This window comes from Salinarchaeum chitinilyticum, from assembly GCF_055390775.1.
This window is the reverse complement of the sequence record NZ_AP043888.1, coordinates 1372938-1389936: the sequence shown is the minus strand read 5'-3', so window position 1 is coordinate 1389936 and position 16999 is coordinate 1372938. Positions and strand designations below refer to the sequence as shown.

Annotated in this window: 15 protein-coding genes; 7 read left to right on the top strand and 8 right to left on the bottom strand. The window is 54.9% G+C overall.

Going from position 1 to position 16999, the window contains the following annotated elements:
• Positions 1-67: 67 nt before the first annotated feature.
• Both ACZ5KP_RS06790 and ACZ5KP_RS06785 read left to right on the top strand, forming a co-directional pair.
• A complete protein-coding gene (locus ACZ5KP_RS06790; protein WP_460923214.1) occupies positions 68-1876 on the top strand; it encodes an ABC transporter ATP-binding protein in 1809 nt (602 codons plus the stop codon).
• 2 nt (positions 1877-1878) lie between these two features.
• On the top strand, positions 1879-2880 hold the full coding sequence (locus ACZ5KP_RS06785) for an alkaline phosphatase family protein (protein ID WP_460923216.1): 1002 nt from the start codon (positions 1879-1881) through the stop codon (positions 2878-2880).
• A gap of 26 nt (positions 2881-2906) precedes the next feature.
• On the opposite strand, the gene ACZ5KP_RS06780 is transcribed toward ACZ5KP_RS06785, so the two are convergent.
• The 5 genes from ACZ5KP_RS06780 to ACZ5KP_RS06760 all read right to left on the bottom strand — a co-directional run bounded on the left by ACZ5KP_RS06780 (position 2907) and on the right by ACZ5KP_RS06760 (position 7664).
• Complete coding sequence (locus ACZ5KP_RS06780) at positions 2907-3833, bottom strand: glycosyltransferase family 2 protein (protein ID WP_460923218.1); 927 nt, start codon at positions 3831-3833, stop codon at positions 2907-2909.
• A gap of 39 nt (positions 3834-3872) precedes the next feature.
• Entirely contained in the window at positions 3873-4733 is an 861-nt protein-coding gene (locus tag ACZ5KP_RS06775; protein WP_464761892.1) for an O-fucosyltransferase family protein, read from the bottom strand.
• A 422-nt stretch (positions 4734-5155) separates the two neighbouring features.
• Positions 5156-5644, bottom strand: coding sequence for an NUDIX domain-containing protein (locus ACZ5KP_RS06770; protein WP_460923222.1), 489 nt, complete (start codon positions 5642-5644; stop codon positions 5156-5158).
• Positions 5645-5646: 2 nt separating this feature from the next.
• On the bottom strand, positions 5647-6606 hold the full coding sequence (locus tag ACZ5KP_RS06765; protein ID WP_460923224.1) for a GDP-L-fucose synthase family protein: 960 nt from the start codon (positions 6604-6606) through the stop codon (positions 5647-5649).
• Positions 6603-7664, bottom strand: coding sequence for a GDP-mannose 4,6-dehydratase (locus ACZ5KP_RS06760; protein WP_460923226.1), 1062 nt, complete (start codon positions 7662-7664; stop codon positions 6603-6605). Before ACZ5KP_RS06760 ends, ACZ5KP_RS06765 begins: the two co-directional genes overlap by 4 nt.
• A 432-nt stretch (positions 7665-8096) precedes the next feature.
• On the opposite strand from ACZ5KP_RS06760, the gene ACZ5KP_RS06755 reads away from it, so the two are divergent.
• Together ACZ5KP_RS06755 and ACZ5KP_RS06750 are read left to right on the top strand one after the other, a co-directional pair.
• Entirely contained in the window at positions 8097-9194 is a 1098-nt protein-coding gene (locus ACZ5KP_RS06755; RefSeq protein ID WP_460923228.1) for a glycosyltransferase family protein, read from the top strand.
• A 10-nt stretch (positions 9195-9204) separates the two neighbouring features.
• Entirely contained in the window at positions 9205-10482 is a 1278-nt protein-coding gene (locus ACZ5KP_RS06750; RefSeq protein ID WP_460923230.1) for an O-antigen ligase family protein, read from the top strand.
• Between the two features lie 7 nt (positions 10483-10489).
• Here the strand turns inward: ACZ5KP_RS06750 and ACZ5KP_RS06745 are convergent, their stop codons facing one another.
• The 3 genes from ACZ5KP_RS06745 to ACZ5KP_RS06735 all read right to left on the bottom strand — a co-directional run bounded on the left by ACZ5KP_RS06745 (position 10490) and on the right by ACZ5KP_RS06735 (position 14358).
• A complete protein-coding gene (locus ACZ5KP_RS06745) occupies positions 10490-11542 on the bottom strand; it encodes a glycosyltransferase (protein WP_464761891.1) in 1053 nt (350 codons plus the stop codon).
• Between the two features lie 222 nt (positions 11543-11764).
• Positions 11765-12847 (bottom strand): glycosyltransferase family 4 protein, encoded by a 1083-nt coding sequence (locus tag ACZ5KP_RS06740; protein WP_460923234.1) that lies wholly within the window; start codon positions 12845-12847, stop codon positions 11765-11767.
• Positions 12848-12912: 65 nt separating this feature from the next.
• The gene (locus tag ACZ5KP_RS06735) at positions 12913-14358 is read right to left on the bottom strand and encodes a sugar transferase (protein WP_460923448.1); all 1446 of its coding nucleotides are present in this window, start codon (positions 14356-14358) and stop codon (positions 12913-12915) included.
• 189 nt (positions 14359-14547) lie between these two features.
• Here ACZ5KP_RS06735 and ACZ5KP_RS06730 point away from each other — a divergent pair, with 189 nt between their 5' ends.
• Genes ACZ5KP_RS06730 through ACZ5KP_RS06720 form a run of 3 tightly spaced genes read left to right on the top strand, consistent with a single transcriptional unit; the run spans position 14548 to position 16982 of the window.
• Complete coding sequence (locus ACZ5KP_RS06730; protein WP_460923236.1) at positions 14548-15678, top strand: DUF4330 family protein; 1131 nt, start codon at positions 14548-14550, stop codon at positions 15676-15678.
• A gap of 1 nt (position 15679) precedes the next feature.
• Complete coding sequence (locus ACZ5KP_RS06725) at positions 15680-16522, top strand: hypothetical protein (protein WP_460923238.1); 843 nt, start codon at positions 15680-15682, stop codon at positions 16520-16522.
• Positions 16523-16526: 4 nt separating this feature from the next.
• Positions 16527-16982 (top strand): VanZ family protein, encoded by a 456-nt coding sequence (locus tag ACZ5KP_RS06720; protein ID WP_460923240.1) that lies wholly within the window; start codon positions 16527-16529, stop codon positions 16980-16982.
• Positions 16983-16999 lie beyond the last annotated feature (17 nt).

Genomic DNA, 16999 nt, shown 5'->3' with positions numbered 1-16999 from the left:
CACAATCCGCAGACGGCGAGCACCGGAACGACGATTATAAAGCCGCGAAAACGTCAGTTATTCAGTAATGAGTGAGGCCGACGGGATCAGTCGCCGCGAGCAGTTCCAGGCGCTCGTGAGAGTTGCCAAATTCCGTCCGCGTCTCACGGTTGCGATCATCGTCGGCGGGGTGTTTGCTGCGCTACTGGAGGGCGTCGGGCTGGGGTTCATCTTGCCAATCGTGGAGATCGTCCAGTCTTCGGGTGATCCCGCGGAGCAAGCCGACGGGATGTTGGGAGTGTTCGTTTCTGCGTACCAGTTCCTCGGAATACCGTTCGAACTTGGATTTATTGTCATCGGGGTCAGTCTGATTTTGACCGTCCGCTGGACGATGACCTTCCTCGTGCGGTGGCTTCGGAGCGCGCTCGCGATCGATTACACGCGGGACCTCCAGAAGCGCGCGTTCGACCGCGCCCTCGACGCGCGGATCGAGTACTTCGACCAGGAGGGCTCCGACGACATCCTCAATGCGATCGTTACGCAGGCCGAGTACGCGGGGCGGACGATACGGTACGTGATCAACTTCCTCGAGCAGGGGTTTCTGGCGGCGATGTACCTCGTCGTCGCGTTCGTCATCGCACCCTATCTCACCCTCTTTGCGCTCGTCTTCCTCGGTGGTTTCGCTGCGCTGTTCCGGTACGGCATCGAATCGGGCTACGACCTCGGTGACGAAGTCGCTGACGCGAACGAGGGCGTCCAGCAGGCTGCACAGGCCGGGACGCAGGGAATCCGGGACACGAAGGTATTCGGGCTCAAAGACGAACTCTACGACGACTTTCTCGGGGCAGTGAACAAGTTCGCTGGTGCGAGCATCAGATTGCGACGGAACGAGCAGGCGATTCAGAGCTTCTACAATCTGCTGACGGCGGTGTCCGTGTTCGTACTGATCTACGTCGCGATTACGTTCGCTGACCTGTCACTCGGTGCGCTCGGCGTGTTTCTCTTCGCGATGTTCCGTCTCGGCCCCAAGGCGAGCGCGTTGAATTCGAAGTTTTACCGTATCGAAAACAATCTCCCCCACCTCGTTCGGACCCAGCAGTTCATCGACGAGCTGGAGCGACAGCGGGAGCCCTCCGGAGCGTCGGAGCCGGTGCCCGACGAGGTGGACACTGTCGAGTTCGACGACATCAGATTTTCCTACGAGGGCCAGGACGACGAGGCACTCTCCGGCATTTCGTTCGAGTTCGATAAAGGGGAGTTCGTGGGATTCGTCGGCCAGTCTGGTGCTGGAAAATCGACCATAGTATCGATGATCGCTCGCATGTATGAACCCAAATCGGGCGAGATCCGAGCGAACGGGCGTCGGATTCACGATATGGACATCGATGGGTGGCGATCGAAGATCGCGATCGTGCGACAAGATCCCTTTATCTTCAACGACACCCTGAGGTACAACCTTACTATCGGGAATAGAGCCGTTTCTGAGGATGAACTCGACCGAGTGATTCGGATCGCCAAGGTGGACGAATTCTTCGATGAGTTGCCGGATGGATACGAGACACGACTTGGGGATGATGGCATCCGACTGTCAGGAGGACAGCGGCAACGAGTGGCACTGGCACGGGCACTACTGAAAGATGCGGATATACTCATACTAGATGAAGCAACTAGCGACCTCGACTCAAATCTGGAAAAGCAAGTGCAGCAGGCAATCGAGAATATGGAACGAGACTATGCAATCGTCACAATAGCACATCGGTTGTCGACTGTTAATAATGCGGACACGATTTACACCATTGAAGAGGGACAAATTACGGAAATGGGTGGCCATAAGGAACTCATGAATCTGAATGGGAAGTACACTGAGCTATATAACATCCAGTCAAGTGATAGGTAACCATGAGCTTAGTTCAAAGAGCATTAAATACATTCTACGAGGAGGGCCCGATTGTTTTAGTAATAAAAGTGTATAATTATGTGGTCAATAAGTTGTCGCCAAGCCCGACCGTAACTGACAATTCAATCCCTTCTCCGCTATGGTCTCTAAAATACATATATAATATAATATTTAGATTGAAGTATGGTCCGGGTGTGGACATTACCTCTGAAGATTGGGATACACTCATTTTACTAGATGCCTGTCGGTTCGACGACTTTCAGGAAATAAACACACTTTCTGGTGAACTTGAACAGCGAATCTCGAGGGGTGTGGATAGCCGCGAATTTATTGAAAATAATTTTGTGGCAAGGGATCTATCGGACACTGTCTATGTAACTGCAAACCCCCATGTTCACCGGATTGGAGATGATGTCTTTTGCGAGATTATAACTGAACCGCTTTCGAATTGGAACACTGATCTTCAATGCGTTCCTCCAGGGGAAGTTACAAAAGCAGCAATCAATGCTCATAATGAGTATCCGAATAAGCGCATCATCGTACACTACATGCAACCGCATGACCCCCCGCTTGGGCCAACCGCCAATGAAATTCGATCTACCTTGAATATTAATGGTCCAAGAGCTAAGGAGCAATGCCAAGGAAAACGAATAATGGAGTTGGTTGCTGCGGGAGAGATACCTGTGGACAAGGCCCGTAAGGCGTATAGAGAAACTCTCAAGATTGTTCTTGATGAAGTTGACTGTCTCCTTACTGATGTATCTGGGAAAGTCGTTATTAGCTCTGACCATGGTGAAATGTTTGGTGAACGACCGTATTTTTTCCTTGGCCCTCTGTATGAGCACTATAGAAATCCGAAAACAAGAGAGTTATGTGAGGTACCTTGGTTCATTGTCAAAACTGATGGCAAGCGGAGAGAGATCAAACGTGGCATGACGACCAAACAATCCGCCGCCAATAATGCAAATATCCAAGAACAATTGGAAGCCCTCGGATATAGATAGTGTGGAATATAGTAAAGTCTGAAATATCAGCGCCGCATTTCTTTGAGTATATTTGGGACGATAAAGCTTGCCTGCTTTCTCAATCTGAATTTGTTTTCATGGGTGATCTTCAACCATTTATAGTATTCAAAGAGGAACTGTGCAATATTGCGGTCCTCCTTAGCTGCACGTATAGAGAGCTCCAATATGAAACTCTCCATTGATTGCGTTACTTTTACAAGTTGCTGCCTGGACAATTTTCTTTCAAGTAATGGCAGATTCTTTTGATATATGTATTCGCTCGCATCCCGCAACTCAGAGATGGGTGTACGATTTGATATACCAGAACGATGTTGACGATATTCAGTTAGAACACCGGGGCAATATGCTGCTTGAGTATCTGCAGCAGTACGTATCTTCATGTCCCAATCTTCATACAGATTAAGATTTTCGTCATATAAACCAGCTTTGTGTAAGGTATCTAGGGATACTAATTCGTTCCGGTATAAAGAGCCCATCGGCCAGTCTCGACTAGCGTTTTCTACTAGTATGTCCCCGGAGGGAGGATCGCATTCGTCAAACCAAGTGACCAATGAATTTCCGTCCTCATCAATATTTTTGACATTTGAAAATACGATGTCTGCTCTGGGGCAACTACAATACATATCATGCTCTTTCTCCAGCTTTTCAGGCACAAACCGATCATCTCCGTCAAGAAACGTTACTAATGGGCCCTGTGCTTGTTGGAGTGCAAAATTGCGCATTTCGGGTATATTATATGTATTATCAATAAAATATACATTTACACACTCATATTTCTCATACTCCGATATTATCGCTTGCGTGCCGTCCGTTGAACCAGCATCAACGATAACAATTTCATTTGGACTTTGACTCTGGGCAAGAACGCTCTCAATAGCTGTAGATATGTAATCAGATTCATTAAAGGAGGTTACTATAACAGAGATATCCATGATTAAATTTCTGAGTTGCAATGGATCTAAAGTATCATACTACATAATGGCTTCGCCCATTATTGGATGGTCAAGTGAATCGAATAGCGGATCTGACAGGTACTCAAATCCGCTCGAGATAACTCCTGAGTGAAGTGGGACAATTGGTATATCACCTAAGAATGCAGCAAATGTGCTAAATGTACTTGGCGGGGCAAGAATAACGTCACACATCATCAGTTTGGTAAAATCCATCATGTAGTGATCACTATTATGGGATCCACCAGTCTCAAGATACTGTGTTTCAGAAAATCGACTCTTCACTTGTTCTTCATCAGATGCAATCAGATATCCAATTGATTGATCCTGATTCTCATCCGAGAACACGCGCATCAGCTCACGGTACTTCTCCGTTGAGAGATAGAATTTCCCCCCTTTCCATTCCTCATAATCCGTCTGACGAATATGAATGCCAACTAATATATCGTGATTCATTTTCAGTTTAGATATCCAATCAGTCAATGGCGCTACATATTTTGTCCCCGGCATCATCATTTCGCGGATTGTCTCTTTGTGCTCATTTACGAGCTCCCATGCACGAACGTTCCATCCAGCGATTATTGTATAATCATATCCATCAATAAAGCTATTCAAATTTTGGTATGTAAATTCGATTGATGAATAATGCTGCCCAGGTATATCGAACGGGAGATGAGGATCTCCCCCAATCAAACTTTGCGAATCCTTTCGATATGTTGCGGTCCGGTGTAATGCAGGAATTCCAATTCTCTGTTTAATCCAATCTGGTAGGATTGATGTAATACTGCCACTATTCCAAAACAATTCCGCAGTCGTTTTGTAGAAAATATCATTTATATTATTTACAGTAAGGGATAGGTCCGGACGGGCATAGTCACCCATATACCTCATTATTGACAAATTTATTATATTGGTGCTAGTAAATTCAAGATTTAATGCTAAAAGATTAGAATGTGTGATGAGTTGATTCCCAAGCCTCCCGCCCCCGTGAGAATAAATCAAATCCGTCATGGATTGGCATAGAACGGGCTAACGCTATTAATATTGTCGTAGATGTTGTTCACAATTGTCGAATCTTGGGAATATTTGACGCGGATACTCGTTAGATGGTTAGCCAATCAGCAGTATCTGCGATTTGGATAATTATATCATTTTCCTTTTCCCCTTCTCCCCGTGTTTTGCCCTTCCTGGATTTATTGTTAGATAGCCCCATTCGATTTTGATAGGACATTTTTGATATACATTTCTTGCAATTGTGATGGAAGTTCTGAGAATGAATAATTGCTAATTACTAAGTCATGGACTTAACGAAGGCCTGCATCTTTCAGATATGCCTCAATGTGGGGATGCAACAACTTCGGAGGGGATTCGAATACTTGAACATCTCTATGTTGGTCGTCGCTAACCACATCGCAGTTTGCCGCAGAAACGACGTATGCATGCGCGATATATTGCTTTCCTCCGCTCTCAGGGACGTCGGAAGCCTCATAGAAATGGTCGTACACTCCGAGTGACCGTTCGATCGTCACCTCGATTCCCAGCTCTTCCTCGGCAATTCGATGCACAGCCCCCTGGATCGGTTCGCCTTTCTGGATGCGACCTCCGGGAACGAACCATTCCCCCTTTGCAGGCTCATTCGCCCGTTTTCCCAGCAAAATTCCTTCGGGACAGTTGACAACGAGATCGACTGAAGGTATCGGCATCGACTGGACGATTGTTCTCCACGTCTCGTCGTCGATATACGCTTCTCGCTCCACGAGGTGAGATCGATCAGACGGATCGGCGTCAGCCATCGTCAGTCACTCCGATGCTGCTCGTACCACTTGATCGTCGCCTCGAGGCCGTCTTCGAAGTCCGTCGAAGCTTCCCAGTCGAATCGTTCTCGGGCACGCGTGGTGTCGAGTCTCCGTCGCGGCTGTCCGTCCGGTTTCGAGGTGTCCCACGTTACGTCGCCTTCGAAATCGGTCAGGTCGACGATCAACTCGACGAGATCCTCGATACTGATCTCGTGACCGCTGCCGAGATTGACTGGATCGCTACTATCGTAGCGCTCAGTCGCATCCAGAATACCTTCAGCAGCGTCCTTGACGTAGAGGAACTCCCGCGTCGGTGTTCCCGTTCCCCAGGCTGTAATCGAGTCCTCGTCGTTCTCCCTTGCCTCGATACTCTTTCGGATGATCGCAGGGATCACGTGGGACGTCTCCAGATCGAAATCGTCGCGGGGACCGTAGAGGTTGACTGGCATCAGATAGATGCTGTCGAAATCGTACTGCTTGCGATAGGCGCGGGACTGTGTCAGAAGTGCTTTCTTCGCGATCCCATATGGAGCGTTCGTTTCCTCGGGATAGCCATGGTAGAGGTCGGCCTCGTTGAACGGGACGTCGGTGTGCTTGGGATACGAACAGATCGTCCCGAGAATCGTGAACTTGTCCACGTCGAATTGGCGAGCTTGCTCGATGAGCTCGATCCCCATGATCGCGTTGTCGTAGAAGTACTGTCCGGGATTCTCCTTGTTCGCGCCGATCCCACCGACGGTCGCGGCGAGATGGATAACCGTGTCTGCACCGGAATCTTCGAAGGCTCGTTTGATATCTCCTTTCTCCCGCAGATCGTACGTGTCGCTTCGCGGGATGAATATCTCGACATCCTCGGATCGCTTTTCGAGCTCTTCGACGAGATGGCTTCCGAGGAATCCTGCCCCTCCTGTGACCATCACCGTTCGCCCATTCCAGAAGTCCCGAGTCGTCTCGGTCATCGCCAGTCCACCCGCCCGTACCAGCTGCTGGGGTTGTTCGCGTACCAATCGATGGTGCGGCGAATTCCCTCGCGCCAGGACACTTCAGGCTCCCAGCCAGTCTCTTCGTGGAGTTTCTCGTATCCGACGAGCAGCTCCTCGACGTCGCTGTCCCCGGGCCGAAATCGGTCTTCGTCCTGAACGATTTCTGGGGTTTCCCAGTAACCGTGTTCCGAACCGACCTCGAGGATCGTATCCGCCCACTCCTGCATCGAGATGTTCTCGCCGTAGCCGTAGACGTACTGCTCGCCTGGGGTCCCCTCGAGCGCGACATGCAGGTGGCCTCTGACGCCGTCAGCGGCGTAGCACATGTCCCGCTTGGGCTCGAGATTCCCGAGTTCGACTATCTCCCGTTCCAGGGCTTGCGTGATGATCGTCCCGGTGATGTAGCGAGGATTTTGTCGTGGTCCGTAGTTGTTGAACATACGGGTCGTAACAGTCGGCAGCCCGTACGCGTCGTGGTAGTTCATTGTGAGGAAGTCCGCGGCGAGCTTCGACGTCGCGTAAACACTCGTCGGATTAACCGGCGAACGCTCGCTGAGGAGAACGCGACCGTCTTCGTCGAAGTCGTGGTTCTGTTCCATCTCTTCCTTCACGTTGCCGTACTCCTCGCTCGTCCCGGCAGTATCGAACTTCGCGATGTCGAGATCGAGGTCAACAGCTGACTGAAGGAGATTCAGCGTTCCATTGACGTTCGTATCGACGGTCTCGTACGGTCGATCCCAGGACTCGCCGACGTGCGCTTGGGCAGCGAGGTGGAAAATCAGGATATCACTGTACCCCTCGAGTGTCGCCAGTGCTTCCGAGACTGAGTGTTTGTCCCGGAGGTCCCCACGGTGGACTGTGATGTCGTCAGTCTGGTGTCTGATGTTGTTCAGTTCACCACTCGATGTCGCGCGCACGAAGACGTGGACATCCGCTCCACACTCAACTAGCCGATCAACGAGATGTGAGCCAATAAAGCCGTCAGCACCGGTGACGAACACCGGCCTATCCGATAACTGGGATTTGAGTTGCATTGATTAATTAGTCCCAATGGGGAGAGTTGTAGTTTGTGATTAATCGGAACCGACAATTGTCCATTGCTGCATTTGACCCCACTTCAACGTCCTCCTCCATGTGGTAGCTGAATTCGAGCAGTACAACTTCTTCTGATGTATATGAAAAATGTTGCATATCTTATCATTATATAGCAGACTTGTTGAGAGGCACGTTATTAGCTAGACCGATCAAATAGACACTCCAGCGGCATATGTCCGTACATTTTCCAGTTCAACTAACTACTGCTCACTTTCCTGAGGGATTGTAAGCAATTTTTATGCCGAAACTCTACCAATTCTAGGGGATCAACTGGTTTATAAATGCGCATTTCATAAATCTCCAGATACACCGTGAGTGAGCCCCGAATCGGGATACTCAATCTGTCTTCCCACGAGAACTACGTGCGAGATGTGAGTGAAATCGCCGCTGAAGTAGGTTCGGTTTCTATCTATACTACCCCTTCGATCCATGAGAGAGTAGGGGATTTTTCTCATTTCGATGACTCCCGGATCCAATGGGTTCTACAAGAACACTCAGAGTCCAAGCCTGAGTTTCTGGCCCGAATAGAAGAGAGAACCGAAGTTATCGACTTCTTGATTGCATTCCCGTTTTACGGTCATATTCTCGATTACACGGCCTATGCCAGGTTTGATCCACATTGTGAATATCTTCTATTTTCCTTCGATCTCAACGGCATGATTGGGAGAAATCCTGCACTGACGACCAAAGTATATAATTACATAAAATACCCGCTTAAAAAGATCATCCTCCGTCGGATTGATCGGCTTCTTGTCGAGTATGCGCCCATCGCGGAATACGTGGGTTCAGAGAGGCCCTCAATCGATGTAAACTCATTTACTCCTGTTCTTTACTCGAATTCCGGCGATTCGTACGCATTAACCGGGAGAGAACATCAAGGCAGTCCGACAAATATCACGATAACGACACCAGGGATGATTGACTCGACGAGGCGTGACTATCACGAACTAATCGATGCACTTGATAAGTTGCCCCGGGGACAACTTGAAAAGGTTGAACTAGTGTTGTTGGGAAAACCGATCGGAAAATACGGTTCGACAGTGATCAAGCGAACCGAGAGTCTGAAAGACGATGGTATGGGGTTAGAGTATTACACTGACTGGATTCCGACTGACACGTTCGAACGGAAACTTCGGGCCACAGATTTCCTCGTTAGCCCCCTTCGTACTCAGCGGACAATCGACGGTTTTACTGAACAGTACGGTACGACCAAGGGTTCCGGGGCAATCTCGGATGCTATTTCCTATGGAACACCCCTAATGCTTCCATCCTGGTTTGATGTTCCTGAGCGGGCAGAACCTGCCATCCATACTTATAAGAATCGCACAGACTTATCTACGATACTTACCGGACTACTACAAGACGAAATGCTCCGCCAAGAATGGTTTGAGAGTGCGTTGCGGGCCGCAGAACGTTACACCAAACCCAGGCAAAGCGATTACTTGCGGCAGATTATCTGCGAGACCTAAGCAACTACATATGAATAACGACCAGTCAGTATCGATTTATCGATCACTCTCCCCTGAGTTCAGCCGCCGAGACGAAATTATCTCTGGACTGGTATTTGCAGCCGTGACATTGCTAATCATCTTCTCGGTCGAGTTCCCAATTGAGCTGGGAATCTCTGAATACGAATCCATCAATACAGAAGATTTCGCGGTCGTATTTCTCTTGCTCTGGTTCGCTAAACGAGTACTACTCGGGGAGGAGAGAGCTGTGGGTCCACTGCTTCCCACCGTCACGGCAATGCTAATCATTGTAACCGGTTGGATAGTGCTGACGTTTGGGATTGCAGCGATTAGATCCCCAAGTCCAGTGGCTGCAAGTGCACTCTGGGTCATGAAGTGGTTCGAAGTAGTTCTCTTCTTTATTTGCATCCAACATCTCATGCGCCCATATTCCGCGTCTGTTGTGATTAAGTCGATTGTGGCCGGTGGCGCACTCTTAGCAGGATATTCGGTTTATGCGAGCCAGCTCTTGGCTGTCCGGCGTGTTCGAGTATTTTTTAATAATCCAAACACCCTCGCAGCGTTCTTTATTCTTGTCATTACACTTTCGATCGGTGGAGCGATTGCAAACCGGGGGCTACCTCGGTATGGCTATTCATTGGCGGGGATTTTGACAGGTGGAGCCATGCTCACTACTTTGTCTAGGTCAGGAATGATTGGCCTTATCGTGGCAATGTCCCTCTTGGTCGTGTTGCACTACCGCGATCTCACCGGCCGTGCACTTGCGGGGTTGGTCGGCGCAGTGGTCACTGTCGGCTGGGCAATGGCATATATGCTCCAAGATCGTCTGGATCGGTTCGTAGAATGGGTGCGAATTTCTCCTGATGGGGTCGCGCTTGCCAGTGGAACGGCAGCGGAGAGTTTCAGGATACGACTTGAGTTGCTCCGGAAGTCATTCGACCTTTGGATTGAGCAACCGATCTTCGGATATGGGTGGTTCGCTTCACCGAGCCGGGTGGGTTTTCTCGATAACTTTTACTCTATTCTGATCGTCGAGCTGGGCTTACCAGGCTTAATACTCATGCTTGGACTCTATGCAGCAGTTCTACGGTCATTGATTCAAGCGGGAATCAGAGGTTCCTCGCACCTTTCAAACGCGGTCGTGGCATGGTTTATCGGCCTACTTGCGATGAGTATCGGCGGAGCATTCGCCAGATCTCCACAGATGATGATGCTTTGGACACTTTTGCTTGTAGCCGTCTGGATTGCCTCTGAAGGCGGTTTTTGGGAGGATTGGAATCCGGCATAATTGCTACTTAGTCTGCAATTAGCCGTTGCGCAAATTCGCCCCACGTGTGACCGTGAGCGTGGCCTGCCTCTCTAGCACGTTCACCCATTTCCGCCCTTTTGTCGTTGGATAGATTGTATAGCCGTTCGATAGCCCTCCCGACCGTCCTTGGTGTGGGTTCATTCACTAATATTCCTACATCTTCGTCCTCAACGAAAGAGAACTCTTCGCCACTTGTCGCAATGACGGGTATTCCATTCGCCAGATACTCGTACACCTTCATTGGACTCCCCGCACGAGCCGGATCAATAACGCCGTAACAAGCGTCAGAAGCCCTGATATACTCTGGGACTTTTGAGGGATCTATGAACCCATGAAATGTCGTCGCAGTACTAATCCCGCTGCCTTGGACGGCTGCTTGAACTTTCTCGTACTCCGGCCCAACTCCGACAAGCGATAGACCGATGTCGATGCCGCTCTCTCGGAGATTCGCAACCCCCTCGATCAGCGAAGGAAGACAGTGGTACTTCTTGAAGCTCCCGACGTAGCACAGTGTGAATTCGTGCTCAGATGTGAGGTGTACAGTCTGGTCCAGCGGATCCTTTGATCGAAGAATTTGGGGCACATCAATTCCGTGAGAAAGCACTTCGATTTTTGGTTCGCTCAAGGGAAGTGAATGAATCCACGTCTCGACATCGGAATTTACTACGTAACACCGTTCTGCAGCCTGTATATTCCAAACGGAAACGAGATCTGATAGGAGAATGTCGAGGGGAAGGACTGAGAGATTGTCGACTCCGTGGCCGATCTCTCCTTCAACGAGAATTCGGTACCGGGTGCCGTGTCGGCGAGCTAAATATGGAGGAATAAGGAGCGATGGCCGTAGAGTAGATAATAGAATGTCGATTGCCTCGGTGTGGAGGATGGTCCGCAGCTGACGATAAAGTATTCTCTGGATCCGAATGTGCCATCGAATCGACCTGTTCGCCTTTTCAGGAAGCATCTTGATATCACTACAAGCGGCACTGAGTTCGGCTGGTAGTTCTTCCGTTGGCTCCGGACAAATGAGCGTGAGGGACACGTCGTCCCGTCCCGCGAGGGCACTTGCGACATTCCGCGAGTACACATTCTGGCCTGAGGCACCTGTCGGATCTACCAGTGTTACGAATACGACGTTCATATTAGAGATTTTAGATGTGGGTGTCCCATGGGATCTCGCGCTCAAGAGTATTCAACCACGCCACTTTAGGGAAGAGGCCAGCGAATCATGGTACTTAGGGACATCGGATTGGAAACGGGGCGATCAAAGTGAGGTGAGCAATGCTGTCGTCTCTTCAACCGTGTCCTGCCAGCGGAAGTCCTCTACGACCCTTTCCCTGCCCTCCGACCCCAATGACGACGAGCGATCGATCATCCGGGTAATGGAATCAGTATAAGCGGATATTTCCCCGAGTTCGACAGTCTCACCGCCGCTTTCGACTATCGGAGCGGTATGCTCTAGATAGCTCGATACTACTGGAATGTTCGAAGCGAAGGCCTCGAGCACCGTTCGAGGCAGGCCCTCCGCACGACTCGGTAACAGCAAGACATCTCCAGATCGATACACAGATGGCATCTCGTCGTAAGGCACGTGTCCAAGGAACTCGACACGATCACCGGCCGTTTTCCCGAGTTCGGATCGCAACGGCCCGTTGCCAGCGATATACAGTTTTGCATCGAGTGATTCGGGAAGACTCTCTACGGCCCCGATAGCGGCATGTGGATTCTTGCCTTCAACGAGCCGACCGACGAATAGCACGACGGGACCGTCGTGATCGATCAGCTCACTTTCGGGTCCTTCCGGCGTGAATCTCTCCGTGTCGATGCCGTTCGATACCACCTCGATCTGACTCGACACGCCCAGGTCCCGCACCCGCTCGCGATCCGCCTCGGTGTAACAGAACACGACGTCGGCCCGGTTGAAGGTCCACCGACCCAGCGTCCGCAGATACAGATCGAACACCCATTCCGGTGCGGTCTGGGAGTACAGCCCGTGATTCGTGATCGCCAGCGGCGTCTCCCCGAGCCGGCGTTTGAGCGCCGCGAGATTCGTCGAGAAGTAGAGGTGCGAGTGAGCGTGGACGACGTCGAACTCCTCGGCGTCGCGCAGGTAGTTCGCCACGCCTGCGGAGATCTGGTTCCCGAGCAGCTCCACCGTTGGATCGTATCGGACGATGGTGTAGCCGTCCCGTTCTTCGACGTGTGAAAGGTCGGGATCCTGTCGGACCGTCAGCACCGTCACGTCGTGGCCCATCGCCGCCTGGTCCCGACTCAACGCGTGGATGTGGTAGGGACCGCCACCCTTCACGTCCGGATAACACTTCTGTGCAACGCGAAGGATACGCATTCGTTGGGCAGTGGGCGACCCGCGGCTAATCAGTTCTCATTTCACTGCACTTCCGCCAGTATCCTCTACTCCCCACTGCGGACGGCCCGATTGACGTCGATCAGCACCTTCCACACCTGCCGCACCACGATCTTCACGTCGAACCAGAACGACTGCCTTCGGATGTACTCCAGGTCGTACCGGAGCTTCGTGTTCGGATCGGTGCTCTTGACGTCGTTGATCTGCGCCAGGCCCGTCAGCCCGGGTTTGACGAACCACCGCTTGCGCCAGGACGGCGAATCCTCTTCCAACAGCAACTCCTCTTCCGTCCAGACCGCTCGCGGCCCGACGACGCTCATGTCGCCGACGAGGATCGACCACAGCTGCGGGATCTCGTCGAGGTGCGTGCGCCGGAGGAGCCGCCCGAAGCGCGTGATGCGGTCGTTCTCGTCCTCCTCGGTCGGCTCGGCGGTCTCGCCCTCCGGGACCATCGTCCGGAACTTGTAGATCGAGAACGGCTCGCCGAACACCGCGGTCCGCTCCTGGCTGTACAGCACCGGGCCGTCGCTGTCGAGTTTCACGCCGAGAGCGATCAGTGCCATCACGGGCGCGGCGAAAAACAGTCCGACCGCCGAGAAGCAGACGTCGAACGTGCGCTTGAACAGGTGATCCTGTGGGTCCCAGGGCGTGATGTCCACGTCGACCACCTCGCCGACGGCGTCGGTGCCGACGAGCACGCTGTCGGCGTAGTCGCGGTGGACCTTCGCCCCGACGCCGTGCTCGTAGCAGGCGTCGAGCGCGCCGAAGAACTCCGCGCGGTCGGCGTTATCGAACGCCAGCACGACGGTGTCGACGTCCTGCTCGACCAGGACGTCCTCGATCCGCGCGAGGCCACCGAGCCGAGGGAGTGCTCCAGCCGGTGTCCCGGCCGAAGCTGCGGCATCCGGGACCGTCGACTCGGCCGCTGCTACGCCGCCATCGGCGACCGTCCCGTCAGTATCGAACGCGACGATTTCTGGACACAGATACCCGATGATCGGATCGTCGACCGCCCCGACGATCGTCCGGATCTGGTCGGGATCGTCGCCGACGACGATCGTCCGCCCGGGCTCGTCGGTCGGCCGATTGCGGATCCAGACGAACCACAGCGGGATCGTCACGCACAGGATGGCGACGGTCATCACGAGCGTCGCCCGCGGGAGCCGATGCGACCACTGGAAGTAGCCGATCGTGGCGAGCGCGAGCCCGGCGACGATCACGCGCTTCTGGGCGAAGATCACCGTGTCGAGGATCCGCCGCGGCCGGGGCTTGTACAGCGGAATCAGGCTCGTGGCGACGGTGGCGGCGCTGAGCGGCACCGCCCACCGCAGCGAGTCCCGATCGAGCACGGTCGCGTTCAGGCGGTTGAACAGCGGCACGTACGAGGTGAACAGCTCCTGGACGGGCGGCTGGTTCGCCAGCAACACCGCGGCGACAGTCAGCGCCACCGCTCCGGCAGCGCTGGCGACTCGATACTGCCACCCGGTTCGCATCTCGATGCCCGTTCCGTCCCGCATTCGTTTAAACCCTTTGTCACGAACGCCCACGCCGTCGCTCGAGCACGGGAACGTGAGCGTCGCGACCGGGATTCCGGCCCGTGGCGACTCGTCCACGTCCCCGACATGACAACGATTATTATCCAGCGCCCGATTCCTCCCGCCAATGCGACTGTCAGGTGACCAATGGAGCTCCTAGACGACGAGGGGAACCTCTTCGGCGTCGTGAACGTCGTCGACGCCCTCGTGGTCCTGCTGATCCTCGCCGTCGTCGTCGCCGGGCTCGCCGTCGTCGGCGTCTTCGGCGGCGAGGAGGGCGAGTCGGCGACCCGGTACGCCACGGTCGACCTCGGCGAGCAGCCCGGCTACGTCGCCCAGGCGATCACCGAGGGCGACCGGATGGTCCTCGCGAACGGCCAGAACGTTACGGTGACCGACGTCTACCGCGCCCCGACAGCGGGCGGTACGAACCCCGACCGGGCGCACGTCCTCGTGCAGACGAGAGTCAGCGGGACGCTCACCGAGGCCGACGGCCGCGACGACCCCGTCTTCCAGTTCGGTGGCGATCGGATGCGGGTCGGCAGCCAGCTCGCGCTGGACACGTCCGAGTACACGGTGAAGGGTACCGTCGCTGGGATGTCCCAGTCGACCGCCTCGCTCCCGACCACCGAATCGCAGGTGGTGATCGAATCGGACGTCACCGAACGGATGGCGTCCACGATCCAGCCCGGTGACGAGTACGTCCTCGCCGGCGAGACGATCGCGACGGTCGAGACCGTCCGGTCGTACGCTGCCGACGGCGACAGACGTCGCGTCCAGCTCGGCGTCACGCTCGCGGCGATCGAGCAGCATGGGCAGTCGCTCTTCGGAATGCGGCCCCTCGCCATCGATACCCGGATCGGCGTGTATACCAGCAGTTACGGACTGAACGGGACGATCATCCACAGAGGTGGACTCGAACCGCCTGGAGAGACGACCACGACCGGCGTCGAACTCGAGCTCTCGAACGTCCCTCCGGACCGAGTGGGCGGACTGAGCGCAGGGATGACCGAAACCGAACGTGGCCGGACCCACGCGACGATCCAGTCGATCGACACCGAACCCGCCGAGATCATCCTCGAGAGCGACGACGGCAACGTCTACGCCCGCGAACATCCCACGAACGTCGACGTCACGATCGAGGCCGACCTCGAGACCCGAGACACCGGTGTCGGTCTCCAGTTCCACGGCGAGCCGCTCCAGCAGGGCCGCACCGTGACGCTCGACTTCGGCACCGTCGAGATCGACGCCGTCGTCGCAGCCGTCGACGCCTCCTGAGATGCCCGCGCTCTCGTCGCTCGCCCGCGGCTCCGTGCTCGTCCGAACGGCGAGCCACGCGACCGGTCGCCTCCGGACGGCGTTTCACGCCTCCCGCGTCGGCAGTGTCGTCCACGGCGTGCTGCTGCCAGTCCGATCGTTCCTCGAGCGATCTGGCCGCACGGAGATGGACCCACGCTCGGCTCGCGACGCGCCAGCGATCCGCAGCCTCCGCGGCTCGACGCTGGCCGCCGTCGGGCGCCACGTCGACGCCCGATTCCGGAGTGCGGCGGCCGAATCCGTCCTCCGTCGAACCGCCAGCACGTCCGTGGCCGTCGCCCGCAGTTCGTGGCTGTACCGGTGGCTCACCACCGAGCCGGAGCCGGACGTCGTCGTGATCGACCTCCGCAAAACCTGGAGCGTCGGGCCGCCGCTGGCGGTGATCGATCGGACGGTCGACGCGATCGTCCCCGGCGTGGAGGGGGCGACCGTCGTCGAAGCGATCGAGCGGACCGGCGACGCGCTCCGTCGCCGACCGGTCGCGATCGCCAGCGCGATCGTTCTCTGTGCCGTCGCGTTCGGACTCCTGCTGACGCTGCTCCGTGGCGATCCGACCCGAACGACCCTCTTCGGCCAGCTCGTCGTCGCGGCGCTCGCAGCGGTCGGGCTCCGATCGCGAGCGACGCTCGCCGATCTCCGCGAGACCAGGCTCGCCCGCACCCTCGTCGCCGTGCTGGAGCCGCCGGAGCCGCCCGCCGAACGCACCGACCGCTCGCCCGGCGGCCAACGATCGGCAGACTCCGACGAATCCGACGAAAGCGTCGCCCCCGAAGCCGACGAGTACCCCGACGACGGGGAGCGTTGAACCCATGGCCGGGCCATCCCCTGGCGATCCGAACTCGGCCACGAACCGGCCGAACCTCCGGCTCCCGCTGCTTCCGACCGTCGTCCGCTGGTTCGGCGTCCTCGCCGTCGCCGCGACGATCGCCGTCTACTCGACGATCTCGACGGCAGCGACCGGCGACGTCGCAGTCCTCGACGTCGCGATCTCGTACGTCCTGCACGTCGTAGCCTATGCCGGACTCGCACTCACCATCGCGTACGCGCTCGTCGACGCCGGGCCGTCCTGGCGACGACGCGCTCTGACTGCGTTCGCGCTGGCTACCGCCTTCGGTCTCGGCATCGAGCTCGTCCAGGCGACGACGGCCGACAGGACGCCGTCGCTTCTCGACGCGACTGCCAACGCAGCGGGTGCGACGATCGTACTCGGCTGGTACGCCCTCGAGCGACGGTGCGCGTTCGTCCCGCTGGGCGACTGGGTATGAGTTACCGGGAGCCCGAT